Genomic DNA, 20,839 nt, shown 5'->3' with positions numbered 1-20,839 from the left:
CGTTTCCGCTTCGTCCTCTCCCGCGTCCCCGTCCTTTATCGAATTGCATAGCGGCTTGCGCATGCCCTATGTGGAAACCGGGGAAGGCGAACTGTTGCTGTTCGTCCATGGCTCGCTGTGCGATTACCGCTATTGGCAACCGCAACTCGCGGGTCTGTCGAAGCAATACCGCTGTGTCACGGTGAGTCTCACGCATTACTGGCCGGTGACGGATACCGAGCCCGACCAGCCGTTTAGCTGGAGCGAGCATGCGGATGACGTGGCCGAATTCATCGATCGTTTTGGCGCCGGGCCGGCGCACGTGGTGGGTCATTCGCGCGGCGGCTGCGTGGCGTTCCATTTCGCGCGGCGCCATCCGCAGTACGTGCGCACGCTGACGCTCGCCGACCCGGGCGGGCCGTTGCAGATTGCCGGGCGACCGCCCGCAACTTTGCCGGAGACCGTGAACGCATTGCGCGCAAAAGCCGCGCAGCTGATCGAAACAGGTGAGGTGGAGGCGGGCTTGCAGCTGTTCGTCGATTCGGTGAGCCGCCCTGGTTTCTGGGCGATGAGCACACCGGCTTTTCGCAAGATGGCGACCGACAACGCGCATACGCTCGCGCGCCAATTCCGCGACCCGTTGCCGGCTTACGTACCCGAACATGCGGCTGAGGTGCGTTGCCCGGTGCTATTGATCGACGGCGAAAAGAGTCCCGACATGTTCCGCCGCACGGCGACGGCGCTGCAAACATGGCTGCCGGACGCACGCCGCGAAACGGTGCGCGGCGCCTCGCACGGGATGAATCTCGCGCATCCGGCAGCGTTCAATCGTTACGTCGACGAGTTCATTCGCTCAGAGGACGTTTGAAATGCCGGTGTAGTTCAGGCCTTGCGATGCGCGTCTTTATCGAGCGCGCGTTCCGCGGCTTCGCCGACGAGGCCGTGGTAGTACAGATGCACGCCGATTGCGAGCGAGTCGTTGCGAATTTCGTGGAAGGCTTTCCATGCCTTCACCGGGTCTTTGAACAGCAGATAGTGCGCTTCCTGCGCGATCAGATCCGCGACTTCATGCAGGCCATGACCATGCAGCACATTCACCAGCGTATCGAGGCTGCGATGGGTGCGCGCGTCGGTACGTGGGTAAAGCATATGCAGCACCGCCACGTCTTGCGTCTTCAACGCTGCTGACAGCGCCACGACGATATCCTGATGATTCAGCGCGGTGACGATGTTGTCTTCGGTATGGACGTGATCCGGAAACAGTGTTTCGAGTGAGGCGTTCATCTGGTCCTTCCTTGTTCTTTTGGCTGATTAAAAAGGCCCGCCGTAGAACGGCGGGCCAAAGACAGCGATGTGTTCGCAGGGGAAGCAAAACACGGATTCAGTATCGCAGAGCAGCGTCGCTTGTGCAGCCTGGTGGCCGCAAAACATTGTTGCAGCAAGCGTACTAACTTTCATTTGGCTGGCAACGCCGCCGGGTGGACTCGGCGCGTTTTCGTGCTGCGTACTTCCGCTTATTTCCACATGTTTCCGGCGATTACGGCTATCTATCAGGCAACGAATGTTGCGCTAGCCGAGATGGATTGTTGCTGCCAATCGCCGCAATCAAAGCACCTTCGGACCGTAGAATGCGAAGCGGAGCCTGAGCATGCCACGCGGCGATCCGACGATCGAGCATGCCGGCATGTGTGCGATGTGAAAGTAAAAGGAACGTGTAGATGAACTCGAAGACACACGCAACGCTGAGCTTTTCCGACAGCGATCAGACGATTGATTTGCCGATTTATCAGGGCACGCTCGGGCCGGATGTCATCGACATTCGCAAGCTGTATGGCCAGACTGGCAAGTTCACATACGACCCGGGTTTCATGTCCACGGCGGCATGCAATTCCGAAATCACGTATATCGACGGTGATAAAGGCGAGCTGCTGTACCGCGGTTATCCGATCGACAATCTGGCGCAGAATGCCGACTTCCTCGAAACCTGCTACCTGCTGCTCAAGGGCGAACTGCCGAATGCGGAGCAGAAGGAAGAGTTCGTCAACACTGTCACGCTGCACACGATGGTGCACGAGCAGATGCATTTCTTTTTCCGCGGTTTCCGCCGCGACGCGCACCCGATGGCGATTCTGGTCGCGGCAGTGGGCGCACTGTCGGCGTTCTATCACGACTCGCTCGACATCAATAATCAGCAGCACCGTGACGTATCGGCGATCCGCATGATTGCGAAGCTGCCGACGCTGGTTGCGATGGCGTACAAGTACACCGTGGGCCAGCCTTTCGTTTATCCGAAGAACGACCTGTCATACAGCGCGAATTTCATGCGGATGATGTTCGCCAATCCGGCGGAAGAGTACGAGGTCAACGACGTGCTGGTGCGGGCGCTGGATCGCATTCTGATTCTGCATGCGGATCACGAGCAGAATGCGTCGACATCGACGGTGCGTCTCGCGGGTTCGTCGGGCGCCAATCCGTTCGCGTGTATCGCAGCGGGTATTGCATGCCTGTGGGGTCCGGCGCACGGTGGCGCGAATGAAGCCGCATTGAACATGCTGGAAGAGATTGGTTCGGTCGACAACATTCCTGAGTTCATTGCGAAGGTGAAGGACAAGAACTCCGGCGTGAAGCTGATGGGGTTTGGTCATCGCGTCTACAAGAACTACGATCCGCGCGCGAAGCTGATGCGTGAGACCTGTCACGAAGTGCTCGAAGAGCTGGGTCTGCATGATGACCCGTTGTTCAAGCTCGCAATGGCGCTTGAGAAGATTGCGCTTGAGGACGAATACTTCGTTTCGCGGAAGCTTTATCCGAATGTCGATTTTTATTCGGGGATTGTGCAGCGTGCACTGGGGATTCCTACGGCGATGTTTACTTGTATCTTCGCGATGGCGCGGACTGTTGGGTGGATTGCGCAGTGGAATGAGATGATTGCTGATCCGGAGCAGAAGATTGGGCGGCCGCGGCAATTGTTTGTTGGGGAGACTCAGCGGGAGGCTCGGGCGCTTTCCAAGCGGTAAAGGTTTGGGTTTTTTTTGCCTTTGCGGCGCTTTTTTTGTCAGTGCTCTTAGGGTTTTGGCCTTTCCTTGATTTGCTAGTGGTCTATTAGCGTTGCCCCTGTGCGGGGCGGCACCTACTTCTCTTTGCCGGCTGCAAAGAGAAGTAGGCAAGAGAAAGCAGCTCAAACCGCTAATGCTAAGTGGGCACCGTGGTCTGCTACGGGTAGTGGTGCATCTGGAATCTGTGTTCGTGCCACTGCATAGGCTTGTGACAAGGGCGTCATACTTCCGGCGGCGCTGCGCGCGCCGAAGAGCACTTCTTAAAACCTCCCACTACGTCTTGTGCCCGTGTTTCCCACCGGGCCTTGGCTCATCATTGCTCCGTCTCCGTCTCCGTCTCCGTCTCCGTCTCCGTCTCCGTCTCCGTCTCCGTCTCCGCGATTGCGATTGCGATTGCGATTGGAACTGCGATCGCAACGATGATCGTGATTACAGCACGCCGACAAATCATTTGAAGTGGGAGGCTGGTGAGTGCCTCGGCGCGTCGCCGAGGCGAAGCCGACGGCCCCCACAAACCTCAATCGAAGCCCGTGGTTTCCCATGCAAACCCGTCCGCGACGCACGCAGTGCGGAGTGGGAGCTGATGACTCCTTTGTCACTAACGCGGAATGTGGGAGAGCACGGATTCCAGTCGCACCACTACCCGTAGCAAACCACGGTGCCCACTTAGCATTAGCGGTTTGAGCTGCTTTCTCTTGCCTACTTCTCTTTGCAGCCGGCAAAGAGAAGTAGGTGCCGCCCCGCACAGGGGCAACACTAATAGACCACTAACAAATCAAGGAAAGGCCAAAGCCCTAAGAACACAGACAAACAAGCGCCGCGCAGGCAACCCCCTTGCACTTGGTGCAAAACCCCTGCACATCCCGTGCCAAACCAAAAACCAAAAACAAGAAACTCCCCTGTGATAAGTTCGTCTGACGCGGACAGACCCTCTACAATCGGAATCGACCAGCCAGCCCCCACCGGCATCCGAAATTGGAAATTAACCCGAAAGCGAACACTATAGGAGCGTCTCTGATGCAGCAGCCAGAAGCCCTCGGCGGCCTGTCCCACTCGGGCGGAATCGACCACCGCGAACCCGAGCCGGACGGCGCATTCATCCCGACGGAAAACCTCAACGTCGCAAGCGCCACCCAGCATGTGCTCAAGTCTGGCGACACCTTTATCGTCAACGATCCCCTCGGTGATATCACCGGCCACGACGACGGCCTGTTCGTCAACGACACCCGCGTCCTGTCAAACCTGCGCCTCACCTTCGGTGGCCGCGCGCCCTCGTTGCTGTCAGGCAGCGTCAGCAGCGACAACACCTCGTTCACTGCACACCTGACCAACCGCCCCCTGCCGCCGCTCGGCGGCGACAGCACCCCGGAAGGCGTGATCCACGTCGAACGCGTGCGCGTGCTCTCGGGCACCGTGCTCAACGAAGCAATCGAACTCACCAACTACGGCACGAGCGATGCAGTCGTGCCGCTGTCCATCTCCTTCGCCAGCGACTTTCGCGACATGTTCGAAGTGCGCGGCCTCAGGCGCGACAAACAGGGGCGTGTCGAACCGGCGCGCGTCGAGAACCGCGAAGTGCTGCTCGGCTATGTCGGCCTCGACGACGTGGCGCGCAATGTGCAGATTGCCTTTTCGCCGGAACCAGACAAGCTCTTCGCCGATCGCGCGGACTACACCGTCAAGCTGCCGGCCCAAGCGTGCGTGTCGATCTATCTGTCCGTCTCGGTGCAAGTGGTCGCGCAAGCCGACAAACCCGCCGCAGGCGTCGCGCAACCCTCGCACGCAGTGAGCGAAGCCCATCTCTCGCAAATCGATGCGGAGCGCCCGCGCGTCGGCCGCGCTGCTGTGCGCGCCGCACTGGTCGACGCCCACCTGGTGATGCGCGAGCGCCGCCGCGTCACCGCTCGCGTGCGTTCGAGCAATCCGCTCTTCAACGCGTGGATCGACCGTTCGCTTGCCGACCTCGGCTTGCTGACGACCGATCTCGCCACCGGTCCGTATCCCTACGCCGGCATCCCGTGGTTTTCAACTCCGTTCGGCCGCGACGCGATCATCACGTCGTTGCAGACGCTGTGGCTGCAACCGAATCTGGCCGCGGGCGTGCTGCGTTTTCTCGCCGAACATCAGGCGCGCGAAAATTCGCCGTTTCGTGACGCAGCGCCCGGCAAGATCATGCACGAGATGCGCAAGGGCGAAATGGCCGCCACCGGCGAAGTGCCGTTCGCGCTGTACTATGGCGGCGTCGACAGCACGCCGCTCTTCATCGTGCTGGCCGGCGCCTATGCGGCACGCACGGGTGATCTCGCACTGGTCGACGAGTTGTGGCCGGCGCTGGAGCGCGCGGCGCAGTGGGTCGCGGGCGTCTGCGACAAGAACCGTTACGGTCTGCTGGACTATCAGCGCGAGTCCGACGGCGGCCTCGCTAATCAAGGCTGGAAGGACAGTCACGATTCGGTCTTCCACGCGGATGGCCGTTTCCCCGATGGTCCCATTGCACTCGTCGAAGTGCAGGCGTATGCGAGCGCCGCCTTCGATACGATGGCTCACTTCGCCAAGCTGCGCGGACTGCACGATCAGGCCAAGCAATACAGCGAGCGCGCGAAGAAAATCCGTCAGTGCGTCGAAGAAAAGTACTGGATGGAAGAGTCTGGCTTCTACGGCATCGCGCTTGATGGCCACGGCGAACTGTGCCGCGTAATGGCGTCGAATGCGGGTCACTTGCTGGCCTTCGGTCTGCCTTCGCGCGAGCGGGGCGAAGCGGTGGTGCACGCGCTCGACTCCACGCTGTTTCATACCGGCTGGGGCGTGCGTACGCTGGCCGCAAGCCAGGCGCGCTTCAATCCGATGGCGTACCACAACGGTTCGGTGTGGCCGCATGACAACGCGCTCTGCGCACGCGGCCTGTCACGTTACGGCGGCAAGGCGGCGGCCGTGCGGCTGTTGCAGGCACTGTTCCAGGCAGCGGTCAATTTCGACATGCGTCTGCCCGAGCTGTTCTGCGGTTTCCCGCGGCGGCGGGGCGAGCCGCCTACCGCCTATCCGGTTGCCTGCCTGCCGCAAGCCTGGGCGGCGGGCTCACCGTTCATGATGCTCGAAGCCTGTCTGGGTATCACGATCGATGCGGAGCGGCGCGAAGTCGTCATCGAACAGCCCATGCTGCCCGAGGGTATCGACTGGCTCGAAGTCGGCGATCTAAGGGTAGGCGATTCGTCGGTGTCGATCACGTTCCGGCGGATCGGCGACAAGGTGGTCGCGTCGGCGGCCGAGCAGGGTGATGTGCGGGTGGTCGCGCTGCTATAGATGCAGTCGCAATCAATGTTGTCCTGCGTTGTGGCGAATTCATTAACGGACAGACGATGTCCGCGGATTTTGGTGCAAGGCGGTGAGTGCGAGGCCACCTGTTTTATATAGCGACGCAAAAAAGGACCGCCCATTGGGCGGCCCTTTATAGAGTGCGGGATTTACAGATTTGCACTCAATCGGTATTGGGTTGCCTTACAAAATTTCGGCAAGGGGCGGGGACTGCTTTCTTGTTTCCATCAAGGTTGTGACGACTTCCTCGGTATCGTATTCAGCCTGGAAGGCGCGCTATCGGCGCAGTCCTCCACCGATAGCCAGAGCGCACAGGGTCAGCAAACAGAACCCCGCTCCCGCATAGAATGTCGCGCCGGCCCCCAGACGGTCCCACAATTCGCCTGCGACGGCGCTCGCCACAAGCATCGCCAGACCGCTCATCAAATTGAAGAAACCGAACGCGGTGCCTTTCAGGTCCGGTGGTGCTGTATAGGCGACCATGGTCGCCAGCAAGCCCTGGGTGAGCCCCATATGCAGGCCCCACAACGCGACACCCAGCAGTACGACCGGCCAGTGGTTGCCATGCGCAAGTACGACATCCGATGCAATGAGTACCACCAGCCCGATGGCCAGAAGTTTCGTGTGGCTCATTGAATCGGCCAGCTTGCCAGATGGATAAGCAGACGTCGAATACACCAGGTTCATCGCAACCATGACGAGTGGCACCAGCGCCACCGGCACGCCACCCTGCATTGCGCGCAAAACCAGGAATGCCTCGCTGAATCGTGCGAGCGTGAACACCGCGCCAATGAATACAACCCACCAGTACGGCCGGCTCAGCTTCTTCAGGCTTTCGAACTTCATCGGGTTGACGCGTTTCGCGTCCGAACGGTGCGCTGGCTCCTTGATGCCGAACACCAGCAACGACACCGCAACGAGCCCTGGAATCACAGCCACCCAGAATACGAGACGAAAGTTGTCTGCCCACAGCAACATCAACACGACGGCGAGCAACGGCCCGAGAAACGCGCCGACCGTGTCGAGCGACTGTCGCAAACCATAGGCGGCGCCACGCAGGTGAGCGGGCGTGATATCAGCTACGAGCGCGTCGCGCGGCGCACCCCGCACACCTTTCCCGATTCTGTCCGCGACGCGCGCCGTCAGAACGATGCCCGCTGTTGGCGCGAGCGCAAACAACGGTTTGCTCAACGCACCCATGCCGTATCCGATGACCGCGAGCCATTTCCGGTTGCCAAGGTAGTCGCTGAGCGCGCCGGAGAACATTTTCACGATGGGTGCAGTCGCTTCCGCGACGCCTTCAATCAAGCCCACCATCATCGCGCTCGCGCCCAGACTCGTCACCAGGAACATCGGCAAAAGGCTGTGAATGATTTCCGAAGAAATGTCCATGAACATGCTGACAAAGCCGAGCATCCAGATGCCACGTGGGATTTGGCTAAGCGTGCTGGCGCGCGGCGTGGAGTTGGTCTGCATCTTGTCTCGCTTCGGAAACTACGACTGATGATTGTGACCGCAACCATTTCTAGACCGTAGTTATCGGTCAAACTCCTTCGTTTGCTCAGCTTCTTCAAACTTCTTGCCCAGAACTGTTGGCACGAGAATCAGAGACTGGTCTGTCGGGTCATAGTTTTCGGCCAACTTGAACGCTTCAGAGATGATTGCTTGCACGTCCTGCCTCAACATGGTCACGTCGAAAGGTAGGTTTGCCGCGAATGGGTCCCAGTCGAAGCAGCCAACAACCGCAGTCTTCCACGCGTCGGGCGACAACGTTGACGTGAACTGGACCACCCCTTCAAACGCGGTAATCGAATTCATCAGCAAACCGGCTGGAAGTCGCCCAAGTTTTTCATAGCGAATTGAGAGTACGCGCTTGGCAGCAGCGGCGTTATATCCACAACACTCGATTGCATCTGCAGCAGGCGTCATGTGACGAGCTTCGAAAGCATCTCTGAATCCTGCGATACGCATTTCAGTTGCATATTCATCCGCTACACCTCCTAGCAAGACCAACTCGTCTGGTGCCGCGCCCCGTGCTAGCAGCTTTTCAATCAGCACATCCGTAATAGTTTGAGCGCCTTTGCGGTTATCGGAAACGACCGACGGCGCACCGTCTCCTGGCAGGTCCAAGTTGATGGAAGGGACGCCTGCAGCCGAACAGAGCGTGTTCAGCGGTGTCGGGTTGCGCACGCCGGCGATAAATAGCAGCTCAACCCGCTGCGATAGAAGTGTTTCAGTAACGCTCACCTCGACTGCAGGGTCGCGTTGGGTGCCGACAACGATCGGACAAAGGCCACGACTACGCGCCTGCTCTTCGAAGGTCTCGGCGAGTCCCGCAAAAAAACGGTTCCGATAATGGGGAAGAACCATACCCACTAGACCCGAGCGCGATAGCCTGAGTCCTCGAGCTTTCATGTTGACGTTATACCCAAGCTGGCGGGCGCTTTCGAGTATGCGGTTCGCAGTTTCCTCCTTGATTCGATAGCGGACCCAACTGCCGTTCAACACCATGCTGACCGTAGCCGTCGAGGAGCCTGTCGCCTTTGCGACGTCATAAATCGTGGACTTGCGTCCTGGATTGCTGCTTGCCATCAAGTTGCTCCGAGGGCATTGCGCCGTTGTGTCCCGAAAAGGTAGCCGTTTCGCGACAGTACCCAACACCAGGGTTTTTACGGCTCGACCGAACTGCTAAATAGATTCAGCATACACCCACCCGAATTGCTAAATGGATTTAGCAACTTTAGCAGAATACGAAGTCGGGCCTTTCATCACTCATTTAGGGCGTCTGCGTGCCCAGGCGTCTACCGGAGGAGACATGTTCAAGAACATCATCCGCACTTTGGGTGCCGGCGCAGTCGCGCTCGCTTTGACGACGAGTTTTGCCTCGGCCTCGCCTGACAAGCCGGTAATCGGTGTTGTTGTGAAGATTGGCGGCATTCCATGGTTCAACGCCATGGAAGCGGGAATCAAGAAGCGCGCTGACCAGCTCGGCGTCAAGGCATTCATGGTCGGACCAACGAGCGCAGACCCTGCGCTGCAGGTACGAGCAATCGAGGACCTGATTGCGCAGCACGTAGACGTCATTGGCGTCGTGCCGAACGACGCACAGGTTTTGGAACCCGTTCTTCAGCGCGCCAGAGCCGCCGGTATCAAGGTCATCACCCACGAGTCCCCGAAGCAGCAGAACGTGGACTGGGACTTTGAGCTGGCCTCGTCCAAAGGTTTCGGCGAAGCCTACGGAAAACGCCTTGGTGAGGCGCTGGGCGGGAAGGGCGAATACGCCGTTTTCGTCGGCTCGCTGACAGTGCCGCTCCATAACGCCTGGGCGGATGCGGCAATCGCCTACATCAAGGCCAACTTTCCCGGGATGACCCTCGTCGGCGACCGCTACGGCGTCGCTGAAGACGTGGACGCGTCGCGCAAAACTGCGCTTGACCTGATGCGCGCTCATCCTAACTTGAAGGGCATCCTTGCGTTCGGCAGTCAGGGCCCGATTGGGGCAGCTCGCGCAGTCGCGGAGCAGCAGGCGAAAGGAAAGGTCCTGGTTCTTGGGCCGTTCTCGCCTGGACAGGGCCGAAAACTCGTCCACGATGGCGTGTTGAGCGGCGGGTACATGTGGAATCCGGAAGTCGCCGGTGAAGTGTTTGTGACGCTGGGCACGATGCTCGTAAAGGGGCAGCCGATTAAGGACGGCACGAATATCCCGGGTCTGGGTGTTGTTCATCCCGACGGTCATAACCTGATTGTCGACCAACTGGTGGACCTCAACGCCAAAACCGTTGACGACCTCGCGAAGATGGGCCTCTGACCGCAATCCTTTTGCCGAACGGGTGAGCGCCGGTGTAGCGCTGCTCACCCGGAAGTTAACGGTACGACACATCTGGTCGCCAGCCAGTCATGTGCAAGTACCATCGGAGCGTTTCCATGAGTCAACCAGCTTCCATCAACGTCCACCGTTCTCAACGAGGTGATGCGCATACGGCAGCGGGCGCGCTCGACACCGACCGCATGCCTCTGCTTAAACTCGAGAACATTTCGAAAATCTTCGGCGGTGTTAAGGCGCTGCGGGCCGTGAAGTTCGACATCATGCCCGGAGAAGTTCTCTGCCTTGCGGGCGAGAATGGCTGCGGCAAGAGCACCATCATCAAGATTATCAGTGGGGTCTATCAGCCGGAACCTGGCGCGGTGATGCTCATGGACGGTGAGTCAATCGAAGGACTCGACCCGGCCAGGGCCCGTGACCTCGGCATTCAGGTCATCTGGCAAGACCTTGCGCTTTTCCCCGAAATGACCGTCGCGGAAAACATTGCTTTCGAGCAGAACCTGGGGTCTCGTCCGCGTATCGTCAGATATGGAAAGATGAAGGAGGCGGCACGCCGGATTCTCGAGCGGCTCGGAGTCTCCATCGACCTCAACCGTTCTGTTCGCTCGCTATCAATCGCCCAGCGCCAGGTCGTGGCAATCGCCAGAGCGCTTGTTCGCGACGCACGTCTTGTCTTCATGGACGAGCCGACTGCCTCGCTCAGTCATGCTGAGACCGAAGCTCTGCTGAAAATTGTCCGGCGACTTTCTGCGGACGGAATTGCCGTGGTGTTCGTCAGCCATCGCCTCGCTGAAGTGCTGGACGTCTGCACTCGCGTGACCGTTTTCCGCGATGGACAGTACGTCGGCACCTTTCCCACCGAAGGGATGACGCAAACCCGCCTCACGGAATTGATGACGGGCCGCACTTTCGACTATGAAGTACGCACGACAGACCTGACGAAAGCGCCGGTTGTGCTGGAGGTACAGGGGTTGTCACGAGCCCGTCAATACCATGACGTGTCGTTCAAAGTGCGACGAGGCGAGATTCTTGGCGTCACGGGACGCCTTGGCGCAGGAAGAACAGAAGTCGCATTGTCGCTTTTCGGAATGACCCGCCCCGGTGCGGGTTCCATCCAGCTCGACGGAAAAGAGATTTCGCTGCGAACAAATCGTGACGCTATCCAGGCCGGGATAGCTTACGTATCCGAAGACCGACTTCAACTCGGCCTTGTGCAGCCGCAATCAATCGGAGACAACACAGTCGCGGCGGTGTTGGACAACCTTCTGGACGGCACCCATCTCATCGCTTCCAAAAAGCGAAACGCGCTGATTCAAGACTGGATTCAGCAACTGGCCGTGAAAATCGGGAAACCGGACGACGCGGTCTCAACGCTGTCCGGCGGGAATCAGCAGCGCATTGTGCTCGCCAAGTGGTTGGCAACAAACCCGAAGCTTCTGATTCTGGATTCTCCCACCGTCGGCGTCGACGTCGGCGCCCGTGCTGGCATCTTTGCCATCATCCACAAGCTCGCTGCTGAGGGTATGGCCATCTTGCTGATATCGGACGAAATTCCGGAGGTCTACTTCAATTCCGACCGAATTCTGCATATGCGCGAAGGTCGCATCGTCAAAGAGTACGTGCCGGGAACGACAACGATGGAACAAATCGAGCGAGACGTCCATGCCTGATTTTCGCAAACTCGGAATCGGTTCGATTGAGGCTCTGCTGATTCTCGTTATCGCCGTCATGGTGATTGGCCTTAGCCTTTCAACCTCGACATTCCTTACGCTTCCAAACCTGTTCGACCTGCTTAATCAGAGTTCCGTCAACATCATTTTCGCAGTCGGGCTACTGGTCGTGCTGATTGCTGGTGGCATTGATATCTCATTCGCCGTCGGCGCATCGGTGGTCCAGTACCTCACTGCGTTGACAGTGTTGCGACTCGGCGGTGGTAACTGGGCGCTCGGCTTCATTGTCTCTGCCTGCTTCGGCTTCGTGCTTGGATCCATCAACGCCACGATTATCTACAGATTTCGCATCGTCTCGATTGTCGTGACGATTGCCACGTTCAACGTGTTTTTCGGTGGATTGATGTTTCTCACGGGCGGGGTGTCCATCTACGATCTGCCGGACTGGTGGACTAGCAGAGTTTCCATTATCAATTTCAACACCGCGGGTGGTAATGCAAATCTCGCACTGCCTGTTGCCGTGATGGTCGTCATGGTCATAGCAACATGGTTTCTGCTACGGCGCACGACAACCGGCCGACAGCTCTACGCCATGGGCGACAACCCCGAGGCAGCGCGACGCGTGGGGGTCAACATAGGTGCGATGCATTACATCGCTTTTGGCTGGCTCGGCATGATGGCGGGGATTGCCGGACTCATGCAAGCCCACTACGTGCAGGAAGTCGTTCCGAACGCATTTTATGGCCGTGAACTGGATGTGCTCGCTGCTGTGGTGCTCGGTGGTGCAAGGTTAGGCGGTGGGCGCGGCACAATCCTCGGCGCCATTCTTGGCATCCTCCTGACCGCTATCACCGCCAACGGCCTGAACTTGCTCGGTATCTCGCCGTATGCGTTCAAGATGATTATCGGAGCCATCATTCTTATCGCCATTACGTTGTCGAGCGGTGGTTTCGCCAAACTCGTCGGAACGCGATTCACGTCACAAAGCGTAAAGGCCCCGTCATGAAAATCTCCTCATCTCAACGCGCGGCCGCGCCGCTCGTACCGGCAGACGTCGCCGGGTTGCTTGGGTTTCTGCTCCTGGTCATCGCGGTCCTGAGCTTTGCATCTGACCGTTTTTTCTCAGCGAGCACATTCGTGTCGATAGCGTTCCAGTTGCCGGAACTCGGCTTCTTTACGCTGGCCATGTTGATGCCCTTGATTTCCGGTGGCTTCAATCTCGCGGTGACTTTCACCGCGAACATATCGGGGTTGGCGATGGCGTGGGTACTTCATACGTATGGCGGAGCGGACGCCGGCGCCGCAGCCATCATCCTCGGCATAGCTGCCGCATTGGCCACCGGCTCCGCGGCCGGTTGGGTGATGGGTGCCGTTATTGCGCGCACCGGCGCAAGCCCAATCCTCGTGTCTCTATCGATGATGATTTTCTTGCGCGGATTAGGGGAGTTCCTCACACGTGGGGGCGACATCTCCGGGTTTCCGCCGTTTGTGCGCGAAATGGGCAACGGCGTCTTCCTCGGCGTACCGATTCCCCTTCTGATTTTTCTCGGCTGCGCATTACTTTGGCACGTTGTCATGACACGGTCGCGGCTAGGTTTCGCCACACGCATGATTGGTTCAAATCTGGAAGCAACGCGATATTCCGGCATCGCGACGACACGCGCCGTCACCCGAATCTACATGCTGTCGGGGCTGATGTGCGGCGTCGCTGGCGTGGTGATGGCGGCCCAGTTCAACTCGGTTCGCGTTGGTCATGGAGAGGCCTTTCTGCTCATCTCCGTGCTTGCGTGCTTCCTGGGCCGCGTCGATCCATTCGGCGGCTTTGGCCGCGTGGTCCCGGTCGTGATTGCACTTGTAATTCTGCAGGTTATCGCTTCAGGTCTCAATTTGCTCGGTGCCAACCAACACCTGGCGACTGCGTTGTGGGGTGTCTTCCTGCTTGCCGTGATGCTCTTCCGTTGGGCATGGGCGAACGGCATTTCGAAAACTTTGGTCCGCAGGCGCGTGACCGCATCTGAAGGAGTTACACAATGAATAAGCTTGGCGTACACGCACTGGTATGGGCTGGCGACCTCACCCCCGAATCGACTCGCAAGGTTTTGAGCCAGACCAAAGCCGCCGGGTTCGACCTGGCTGAACTGTCCTTGCATGGTCCGAAGGTCATGGACCTGGCGCTCACGCGCGATTTGCTGCAAGAGCATGAGCTGGATATCGGTTGCTCGCGCGGTCTCACCTTTGATGCGGACGTGTCCAGCGAGGATTCTGCTACGGTCGCACGCGGAGTTTCGATGCTGGAGGAGGGCATAAGTGTCACGGCAGAGCTGGGTGGAGGCTACTTCGGAGGAATTCTTTACGGCGCGATGGGAAAATACAACGCGCCGGTTACCAAACAAGGCCGCCGCAACGCGATTGATTCGCTCAAGCGCATTGCTGATTTCGCGTTGAAGAAGAACGTGACGCTTGGGCTTGAAGTGGTGAATCGCTACGAGAGCAATTTACTGAACACTGCATCGCAGGCGCTTGCCATGATTGACGAAGTCGATGCGCCGAATGTTGTCGTTCATCTCGATACGTATCACATGAACATTGAGGAGTCCGATTTCATGCAGCCGGTTCTGCAATGTGGCAAGCGTCTTGGCTATGTTCATATTGGGGAAAGCAATCGCGGGTACCTCGGGTCGGGGACTATCGACTTCTCTCAGTTCTTCCATGCACTCGCCATGATTGACTACAAGGGAGTCGTGACTTTTGAGAGCTTTTCGTCGACGGTCGTCAACGAGCAGTTGTCCAATGCGTTGGCAATCTGGCGTAACTTGTGGGATGACAGTATGGACCTGGCGAAACATGCGCGGGAGTTTATGGCGGGTGGCATCAACGCCGCCGCGCGAGCAAAATCGCATCACTAGACGCCCACCGGGTGAAGTAAGTGTCGCGACACCACAAAGCGTTGAGAAATGTTGACGCGAGCGGTTCGACAATCGGGCCTCGGTGAGGATAAGAATAGTGCTCGCCGACCGCCATTTTTTGGAATACCTCGGATTATGTCGACGATTGAAGACCGCTACCTGGGGCGCCTCCACCAGTTAATTTCTGACGGGCGGCGCCAAATCCTTGGTTTGGTTGGTGCGCCCGGTGCAGGCAAATCGACACTGGCGCAAGCAATCCTTGATGCTTTTCCCGGAAAGGCGGCGGTTGTGCCGATGGACGGGTTTCATCTTGCGAATGTCGAACTTGCACGGCTCGGTCGCGCATCCCGCAAAGGTGCGGAAGATACGTTCGACAGTGCGGGGTATGTTGCACTTCTGAGGCGCCTGCGTGAGCAGCGTCACGACGAAACAATCTACGCTCCCACATTTCGCCGGGAAATTGAAGAACCCATCGCGGGCGCAATCCCTGTGGCGCCTGATATACCGCTTGTAATTACTGAAGGGAATTACCTCCTTCTAGAGCATGGCCATTGGAAAGCTGCCCGACCGTTGCTCGACGAAGTTTGGTATGTCAACGTCGACTCGGATCTGCGACGGCAGCGTCTTGTTAGCCGGCATATTGGTTTCGGCCGGGACCAGGCTGCAGCAGAACAGTGGGTTCAGAAAACTGACGAAGTGAACGCGACCTCGATTGATTTAACTAGAGAGCGTGCCGATGTTCAATTCCATTGGCCATCGTAAGGCACATTGGGGGATTCTGGCACTCCACGAGGCGATGCATTATGCGTTGGTCTCCTCGAGTATCAATGGGTTTCCGGTTGAACATGGATAAAACTTCACGATGGAATCAATCAAGCGTTGGACGTTGAAATGGGCACACGGCGAGGCGGAGGTTCAAGCGCTTGGTGGAATGCTTGCGCCGGTGCGATTTGACATTGGAGCCGGACGTTCTGTCTCGCCGCTGCACGTTGCTCCATGGGGGGATGATCTGCGCCGACCTGGTCTTATGCGCGCGTTGCGCGGGGAATGGCCTTGTGTTCCGTTCGGGATGGTCGCTGCGCCAGCGGGTCTGCCGCCTGATTTTCGGACTCGTGACGCCGATGATGACTGGGTTCACGGGTATGGCGCGAATCACATGTGGCAACTGATGGGGCAAGGCGACCGCATGCTTGCGCTTCAAATCGCCTACCCCTTTGAGAGCGAGATCGAGAGGCTTGAGCGCACGATTGAAGTTGAGCCTGACGCGCCAGCGCTGCTCGTTTCACTTACCGTCCATGCCCGTCGTGACGTGAATTTGCCGTTCGCTCTTCATCCAACTTTTGCTGTTCCAGTAGGAGGCGTTGAAATCCTCGCTTGCGCGCATCAGGCTATTTACAGCTACCCCGTTCAACCGGAGCCCGGCGTCTCGCGAATTCTCCCGAACCGCACCATCTCGACCCTGAAGAAAATTCCGACCACACGAGGGTTTATGGATGCGACCCGCCTGCCGTTGTCCGAAACCACCGAAGAGTTATTGCAAATCTCGGAATGTAAGCCACCGTTTGTGTTGCGGTACCCGGAGCAACACGCCGATGTGTTTCTCGACTGGAATGCAGAAGAGCTTCCCGATGCATTGCTTTGGATTAGCAACGGCGGGCGTACGCACGAACCCTGGTCAGGGCGGCACTTCGCTGTAGGGGTGGAGCCGGCCAACAGTTTCTTTGACCTCGGCCGGGTGGCGATTCCGCCTGCCAATCATCCGCTCGCCGACCGCTCCGGAATGGTCTTCAAAGCAGGAATGCCGCGGACCATTACGTACCGTCTGTCGGCACGGGCGTTGTGAGTCTGACTACCGGCTACTAAGGCTACAACCGGCATTGAAGCGACTTTGGAAGCAATTCGGGCTGGTGCGGTGGCCGTGCTCGCTCCGTTGGCCACAGTCGAGTCCGGCGCCGAGCTAACGACCTGAACGTAGTGGTCAGATACCCGGTGGACCAGCAATTCTCTGGTTCCACCGGGTACACCACGCCGACGACGCTTTATTGCGCCTGTGCTGCTTGACGCTGGGCGGCTTGCTGTTGAGCCTGTTCTTGAGCGTGCTGCTTTGCAAGGTGCCTACCGACCATGCAACCTCCGACCGCACCGATGACTGCGTGGTGCCCCGCATAATGCCCAGCGACCCCGCCTACTGCTGCGCCCTTGAGGCAGCCCGCGGCATTTGCCGTGCCGGCTGTTGCGAAGGCCAGCGCCGTTGCAATCAGGGCGGTTCTTATCAAGCTTGCGTTCATTTGAAAATACTCAGAGGTTGAATTTTTCGGACGTGGCGCCGTCCGGTGTCGTTTCAATACCCGCGCCAATCGTGACGCTCGCGCCACTCGTGCTCACGCCATTCCTGGCGGCGCCATTCACGTTCACGCCACTCGCGATGCTCGCGCCATTCGCGGGCTCGCCAGTCGCCGTCACCGCCGTACGCGACGGCGACCGGTGCGGGAGCGTACACGACGGGAGGTGGCGGTGCGTACACCGGTTCTGCAGGCGCATACACAGCCCCGGGAATGCCCAATCCAATGGCGACGTCGACGTGTGCCGATGCTGCCGTTGATGCTGCGAGTACCGCCAGACCGAGCGCTGCGCCGAGAATTTTCTTGTTCATCTTCGCTACTCCTCACACATTGAGTGCAATGTCAGTGACTACGGCTCGGAGTGTAAGGAGCGATGTCGGACACATGTGAAACGGCGGTGCGAGATTCGTAACGTGCGGTTACTGCTGAAGGCGTAGCGCGTGGGCGATACGCCTTCACAACCTGCAGCTGAGCCGCGTGGCAAGTGAACGGGGTAACGCTACCGCGCAACTGAACTTGAACAGTCATGTAACGTGAACTAGCCTTAACGTCTGGCGCGGAAGCGAGCCTTTTGGCATCGAGCCTCGTCGGAGGTGTGAACCGCCTGTGGCGAACGTTTGACCTATCCGGTTCCGGCAAGCGCTGCAGGACCTGAGCAGGAAACAGGTTCGTGTCACGAGACCTCCCGTGCCGCGCGCCTGGTGATTCCTTCGGGTTGGGACGTTTGTAGGTGACTTCGTCGCCCTGATGCCCTTATATCGGAGAGAGCATGCCCGTTGACAACATTAAGACCATCATCATAGTCATGATGGAGAATAGGTCTTTCGACCACGTTCTTGGCTACCTGAGCCTCGACGGGAAGGATGTCAACGGCCTCTCGGCCGACCCCACCTGGCAAGAGAATTTCACGAACCTCTACGGCGGAAAAACGTATCCCATACATGCGCTTTCGCCGTCGACCCAACTTATCCCCGACCCACCGCATGACCGCACGCCGATTTCGACGCAAATAAAAACGCCGTGCGCGAATGGGGGCTGTCCCGAACTGGGTGGATTCGTCGCGAGCTATGCGACAAGAAACCCTCCGCCAGCCGACCTGTCGATGGTGATGGGCTACTACACGGCGGGTGCGCTGCCTGTTTATGATTTTTTCGCAAAGAATTTCACGATCTGCGATAGCTGGTTCGCGCCACTTCCGACCGGAACCCAGGCAAATCGCTTGATGGCAATGGCGGGAGAGAGTGCGATTAGCGACAACGTTTCTGGTTTTCTTCCCGAGCAATCCCTGGTTTACGACTGGCTGACCGCACACGGCGCAAGTTGGTGTGTCTACCAGTCGGGAGGCTTCTTCCCGTTCTTCAGCTTGATGCCCAAGTGGTTGCCTGAGATAGTCACTTCGCTTGCCTTGCCGCTAGATGGCAATGGAGGGAGGTTCAGGCGTTATTCGCGTTTCAAGGAAGACTGGACGAACAGTAGCAATTTGCCTCAAGTCATTTTCATCGAGCCGGAATACACGGACGGGCCGCACAGGGTACCGAATGACGACCATTCGCCTACTGGCGTCGCCCCAGGGCAAGCGTTCCTTGCGGACATTTATCAAACGATTTCTGCGTCCAAGCGATGGGATGAGACGCTGATGATTGTCACGTATGACGAGCACGGGGGGTTCTTCGACCATGTAAGCCCGCTTGAGATTTCGACCGACGTCGCCGGTTATCAGTTTCAAACTACTGGGCTGCGTGTACCCGCGTTCCTGGTCTCACCCTATGTCGCGCCGGGGGGCGTCTTCTCCGGCGACCTGGACCATACGTCGATACTTCAGCTTCTCGCGGATAAATTCAACGCTGGTGGTACGTACTCTGCCCCGGTCAGCGCACGCACTCAGCTTTCGAAGCTCAGCTCCGCTCTTTCTGAAACCAGAACGCCGGGCTCTGCACCGAAGCTAAATGTCCCCATAGCGAGCAAGTTACTTGCACCGGCTCCCGTTGCGCCACCGAATGGCTTCTCGGCATGCGCGCAAGCCTTTCGTAGCGTCGCGCTTAAGGTCCAGCAGGACCATCCGGAGTTGCTGTCTTCGCCGAACTGGGGCGACCTTGCGAGCTTTGTTGCGACGTATAAGGGTGGGGCGTGAATTGGCGCCAAGTCTCCGGTTGCAAAGAAGGCCCGAGTGCGAATTCGCGTATTTCGCGTACGGCTCAAACTGGAAGTTCTGTTGGGTGCGATACACCGGGTGGTAACATTTGTTGTCATCCTTATCGACCGTTCGCCCGGTATATCGCATGCCAGACAGTTTTGACCAGCTCGCCGCCCTGATCCGGGCGCGCTTCTCTGAACTGAGTCCGCAGTTTCAGATGGGGGCAGGGTTCCTGCTCGATCATCCCGACGAAGTCGCGGTCTCGTCCATGCGCAAAGTGGCGGAGCGGGCGCAGGTGCAACCGGCCTCGCTCGTACGTCTGTCGCAGCAACTGGGTTTTCCCGGCTGGAACGAGTTGCGCAACCTGTTCGTCGCGCGCGTGCGCACGCGGCCCGAGCCGCTCACGAGCCGGGCCCGTTCTCTCGTCAAATCGAAAGATGCGCTGGCCAGCGACCTGCTGGTCGCGCAACAACACAACCTCGAGGTCACCGCCGCGCATAACGGCCGCGTGATCGTGGAAGCCGCGCGTTTGTTGCGGCGCGCGCCGCATGTGCATGTAGCAGGCTTTCGCTCCTGTTATGCGGTGGCGTTCGGGCTGGTCTACGGCTACCGGCTGTTTCGCTCGTCGGTGTCGCTGCTCAACGGTGAAGCCGGCACGCTCGAGATGCAGTTGCGCACGGTCGCGCGCGACAGCGCCACCATCGTCATCAGTTTCGCGCCCTATTCAGTTGAAGCGGCGCGCGTGGCCGAAGCCGCGCTGGAAAAAGGCAGCAAGCTGATTGCGATCACGGATAGCGCGGTTTCGCCGATCGCGCTGAACGCCGACAAGGTGCTGATTTTTTCGCACGAAAGCCCGTCGTTCTTCCCCTCGCTGGTGGCGGCCACGGCGATTGCCGAATCGCTGGTCGCGCATCTGCTCGCGCTGGAAGGAGCGGGGGCCGTCGAGCAACTCGGCATCGCCGAGCAGTCGCTGCACGAAAAGGGCGCGTACGTACCCTGAAGTTTTTTCCTTGAACCACGCAGCAGCATGTCACGGAGCGCAGACACTCCGTTTGCTTCATCATCGCATCGTTTGACAACAAATGTTGTTTGGCAGTATAAATGCATACCGATTGTTGAATGGGTGCGGGCCGTGGCGTCGAAGCAGGATTTGAGTCTCTTTCAGGTAAGTGGTGAGCCGTATGACATCGGCTACCGGCTGGGTGAAATCGCCAGACCGGTGTTCACCGAATACATGGAGCAAAGCAGCGCGTGGCAGGCGGTTCGACGCTGGCACGCTATATCCAGCCATGCGAACCATCTGATCCATCCAGGCTGCGAAGCCGAGGCGCAAATCGTCACCGATTCTTCGCATGACAGGCAGACGCGCGTCGAACATTTGCTGCCCAGGCTCGCCAGTCCAATTACCCCCGCCGCCTTGCTCGATGTGTTGCAGGATCGCGCGCCTGCAGGCCTGCCGATCTACCGCGACGACCCGCTCGATCCCGACGACGAAAACACGCTCGCCACGGCGCTCTTCGAAATCGGCAGCGCCGATGTCTCGATGAAAGTCTATCGGCAAGGGCAATGCGCGTTCGACACCGTCATCCCATGCGTGCCGCCCCGCGTCTGATCAAC

The 20,839-nt window shown here is 58.6% G+C and carries 18 protein-coding genes; 13 read left to right on the top strand and 5 right to left on the bottom strand.

Annotated features, from left to right (window positions below; translation table 11 throughout):
* Nucleotides 1-61 precede the first annotated feature (61 nt).
* Nucleotides 62-847 (top strand): alpha/beta fold hydrolase, encoded by a 786-nt coding sequence (locus BM438_RS18455; RefSeq protein WP_093635936.1) that lies wholly within the window; start codon nucleotides 62-64, stop codon nucleotides 845-847.
* 14 nt (nucleotides 848-861) lie between these two features.
* On the opposite strand, the gene BM438_RS18450 is transcribed toward BM438_RS18455, so the two are convergent.
* On the bottom strand, nucleotides 862-1,263 hold the full coding sequence (locus BM438_RS18450; RefSeq protein ID WP_093635934.1) for a hypothetical protein: 402 nt from the start codon (nucleotides 1,261-1,263) through the stop codon (nucleotides 862-864).
* A gap of 434 nt (nucleotides 1,264-1,697) precedes the next feature.
* Here BM438_RS18450 and gltA point away from each other — a divergent pair, with 434 nt between their 5' ends.
* Complete coding sequence (gene gltA / locus BM438_RS18445) at nucleotides 1,698-2,996, top strand: citrate synthase (RefSeq protein WP_093635931.1); 1,299 nt, start codon at nucleotides 1,698-1,700, stop codon at nucleotides 2,994-2,996.
* Between the two features lie 1,056 nt (nucleotides 2,997-4,052).
* A complete protein-coding gene (locus tag BM438_RS18435) occupies nucleotides 4,053-6,335 on the top strand; it encodes an amylo-alpha-1,6-glucosidase (protein WP_093635927.1) in 2,283 nt (760 codons plus the stop codon).
* Between the two features lie 288 nt (nucleotides 6,336-6,623).
* On the opposite strand, the gene BM438_RS18430 is transcribed toward BM438_RS18435, so the two are convergent.
* Both BM438_RS18430 and BM438_RS18425 read right to left on the bottom strand, forming a co-directional pair.
* The gene (locus tag BM438_RS18430) at nucleotides 6,624-7,823 is read right to left on the bottom strand and encodes an MFS transporter (protein ID WP_093635925.1); all 1,200 of its coding nucleotides are present in this window, start codon (nucleotides 7,821-7,823) and stop codon (nucleotides 6,624-6,626) included.
* 60 nt (nucleotides 7,824-7,883) lie between these two features.
* Nucleotides 7,884-8,939 carry a LacI family DNA-binding transcriptional regulator gene (locus BM438_RS18425; RefSeq protein ID WP_093635923.1) on the bottom strand — a complete coding sequence of 352 codons (1,056 nt, stop codon included), beginning with the start codon at nucleotides 8,937-8,939 and terminating at the stop codon, nucleotides 7,884-7,886.
* 223 nt (nucleotides 8,940-9,162) lie between these two features.
* Here BM438_RS18425 and BM438_RS18420 point away from each other — a divergent pair, with 223 nt between their 5' ends.
* From BM438_RS18420 to BM438_RS18390, 7 genes are all read left to right on the top strand, one after another.
* Nucleotides 9,163-10,155: a substrate-binding domain-containing protein gene (locus BM438_RS18420; RefSeq protein WP_093635921.1), complete on the top strand. Its 993-nt coding sequence runs from the start codon at nucleotides 9,163-9,165 to the stop codon at nucleotides 10,153-10,155.
* A 116-nt stretch (nucleotides 10,156-10,271) separates the two neighbouring features.
* Nucleotides 10,272-11,840, top strand: coding sequence for a sugar ABC transporter ATP-binding protein (locus BM438_RS18415; RefSeq protein WP_093635919.1), 1,569 nt, complete (start codon nucleotides 10,272-10,274; stop codon nucleotides 11,838-11,840).
* Complete coding sequence (locus tag BM438_RS18410) at nucleotides 11,833-12,846, top strand: ABC transporter permease (protein WP_093635917.1); 1,014 nt, start codon at nucleotides 11,833-11,835, stop codon at nucleotides 12,844-12,846. The genes BM438_RS18415 and BM438_RS18410 overlap by 8 nt, the downstream gene beginning before the upstream one ends.
* Nucleotides 12,843-13,874: an ABC transporter permease gene (locus BM438_RS18405; protein WP_093635915.1), complete on the top strand. Its 1,032-nt coding sequence runs from the start codon at nucleotides 12,843-12,845 to the stop codon at nucleotides 13,872-13,874. The genes BM438_RS18410 and BM438_RS18405 overlap by 4 nt, the downstream gene beginning before the upstream one ends.
* Nucleotides 13,871-14,746, top strand: coding sequence for a sugar phosphate isomerase/epimerase family protein (locus tag BM438_RS18400; RefSeq protein WP_093635912.1), 876 nt, complete (start codon nucleotides 13,871-13,873; stop codon nucleotides 14,744-14,746). The genes BM438_RS18405 and BM438_RS18400 overlap by 4 nt, the downstream gene beginning before the upstream one ends.
* A 135-nt stretch (nucleotides 14,747-14,881) precedes the next feature.
* Nucleotides 14,882-15,508 carry a nucleoside/nucleotide kinase family protein gene (locus BM438_RS18395; protein ID WP_093635910.1) on the top strand — a complete coding sequence of 209 codons (627 nt, stop codon included), beginning with the start codon at nucleotides 14,882-14,884 and terminating at the stop codon, nucleotides 15,506-15,508.
* Between the two features lie 100 nt (nucleotides 15,509-15,608).
* Nucleotides 15,609-16,589, top strand: coding sequence for an aldose epimerase family protein (locus BM438_RS18390; RefSeq protein WP_143131722.1), 981 nt, complete (start codon nucleotides 15,609-15,611; stop codon nucleotides 16,587-16,589).
* Between the two features lie 196 nt (nucleotides 16,590-16,785).
* Here the strand turns inward: BM438_RS18390 and BM438_RS46210 are convergent, their stop codons facing one another.
* A complete protein-coding gene (locus tag BM438_RS46210; protein ID WP_093635906.1) occupies nucleotides 16,786-17,034 on the bottom strand; it encodes a hypothetical protein in 249 nt (82 codons plus the stop codon).
* A 53-nt stretch (nucleotides 17,035-17,087) separates the two neighbouring features.
* Nucleotides 17,088-17,399 (bottom strand): hypothetical protein, encoded by a 312-nt coding sequence (locus BM438_RS18380; protein WP_093635904.1) that lies wholly within the window; start codon nucleotides 17,397-17,399, stop codon nucleotides 17,088-17,090.
* A gap of 458 nt (nucleotides 17,400-17,857) precedes the next feature.
* Here BM438_RS18380 and BM438_RS18375 point away from each other — a divergent pair, with 458 nt between their 5' ends.
* From BM438_RS18375 to BM438_RS46995, 3 genes are all read left to right on the top strand, one after another.
* Nucleotides 17,858-19,219 (top strand): alkaline phosphatase family protein, encoded by a 1,362-nt coding sequence (locus tag BM438_RS18375; RefSeq protein WP_143131721.1) that lies wholly within the window; start codon nucleotides 17,858-17,860, stop codon nucleotides 19,217-19,219.
* A 148-nt stretch (nucleotides 19,220-19,367) separates the two neighbouring features.
* Nucleotides 19,368-20,222 (top strand): MurR/RpiR family transcriptional regulator, encoded by an 855-nt coding sequence (locus BM438_RS18370; RefSeq protein ID WP_093635902.1) that lies wholly within the window; start codon nucleotides 19,368-19,370, stop codon nucleotides 20,220-20,222.
* A gap of 27 nt (nucleotides 20,223-20,249) precedes the next feature.
* Nucleotides 20,250-20,834 (top strand): carcinine hydrolase/isopenicillin-N N-acyltransferase family protein, encoded by a 585-nt coding sequence (locus BM438_RS46995; RefSeq protein ID WP_093635900.1) that lies wholly within the window; start codon nucleotides 20,250-20,252, stop codon nucleotides 20,832-20,834.
* The last annotated feature ends 5 nt before the right edge of the window (nucleotides 20,835-20,839 follow it).

This window comes from Paraburkholderia aspalathi (genome assembly GCF_900116445.1).
GTDB classification, from domain to species: domain Bacteria; phylum Pseudomonadota; class Gammaproteobacteria; order Burkholderiales; family Burkholderiaceae; genus Paraburkholderia; species Paraburkholderia aspalathi.
The sequence above is the reverse complement of the archived record's forward strand: the minus strand, read 5'-3'. Positions and strand labels throughout refer to the sequence as shown.

What these genes read in the sequence shown, in the direction of transcription:
- BM438_RS18455 (WP_093635936.1), top strand. Translation starts at nt 62, where the DNA reads ATGCCCTATGTGGAAACCGGGGAAGGCGAACTGTTGCTGTTCGTCCAT.
- BM438_RS18450 (WP_093635934.1), bottom strand. Translation starts at nt 1,263, where the DNA reads ATGAACGCCTCACTCGAAACACTGTTTCCGGATCACGTCCATACCGAA.
- gltA (WP_093635931.1), top strand. Translation starts at nt 1,698, where the DNA reads ATGAACTCGAAGACACACGCAACGCTGAGCTTTTCCGACAGCGATCAG.
- BM438_RS18435 (WP_093635927.1), top strand. Translation starts at nt 4,053, where the DNA reads ATGCAGCAGCCAGAAGCCCTCGGCGGCCTGTCCCACTCGGGCGGAATC.
- BM438_RS18430 (WP_093635925.1), bottom strand. Translation starts at nt 7,823, where the DNA reads ATGCAGACCAACTCCACGCCGCGCGCCAGCACGCTTAGCCAAATCCCA.
- BM438_RS18425 (WP_093635923.1), bottom strand. Translation starts at nt 8,939, where the DNA reads ATGGCAAGCAGCAATCCAGGACGCAAGTCCACGATTTATGACGTCGCA.
- BM438_RS18420 (WP_093635921.1), top strand. Translation starts at nt 9,163, where the DNA reads ATGTTCAAGAACATCATCCGCACTTTGGGTGCCGGCGCAGTCGCGCTC.
- BM438_RS18415 (WP_093635919.1), top strand. Translation starts at nt 10,272, where the DNA reads ATGAGTCAACCAGCTTCCATCAACGTCCACCGTTCTCAACGAGGTGAT.
- BM438_RS18410 (WP_093635917.1), top strand. Translation starts at nt 11,833, where the DNA reads ATGCCTGATTTTCGCAAACTCGGAATCGGTTCGATTGAGGCTCTGCTG.
- BM438_RS18405 (WP_093635915.1), top strand. Translation starts at nt 12,843, where the DNA reads ATGAAAATCTCCTCATCTCAACGCGCGGCCGCGCCGCTCGTACCGGCA.
- BM438_RS18400 (WP_093635912.1), top strand. Translation starts at nt 13,871, where the DNA reads ATGAATAAGCTTGGCGTACACGCACTGGTATGGGCTGGCGACCTCACC.
- BM438_RS18395 (WP_093635910.1), top strand. Translation starts at nt 14,882, where the DNA reads ATGTCGACGATTGAAGACCGCTACCTGGGGCGCCTCCACCAGTTAATT.
- BM438_RS18390 (WP_143131722.1), top strand. Translation starts at nt 15,609, where the DNA reads ATGGAATCAATCAAGCGTTGGACGTTGAAATGGGCACACGGCGAGGCG.
- BM438_RS46210 (WP_093635906.1), bottom strand. Translation starts at nt 17,034, where the DNA reads ATGAACGCAAGCTTGATAAGAACCGCCCTGATTGCAACGGCGCTGGCC.
- BM438_RS18380 (WP_093635904.1), bottom strand. Translation starts at nt 17,399, where the DNA reads ATGAACAAGAAAATTCTCGGCGCAGCGCTCGGTCTGGCGGTACTCGCA.
- BM438_RS18375 (WP_143131721.1), top strand. Translation starts at nt 17,858, where the DNA reads ATGCCCGTTGACAACATTAAGACCATCATCATAGTCATGATGGAGAAT.
- BM438_RS18370 (WP_093635902.1), top strand. Translation starts at nt 19,368, where the DNA reads ATGCCAGACAGTTTTGACCAGCTCGCCGCCCTGATCCGGGCGCGCTTC.
- BM438_RS46995 (WP_093635900.1), top strand. Translation starts at nt 20,250, where the DNA reads ATGTCACGGAGCGCAGACACTCCGTTTGCTTCATCATCGCATCGTTTG.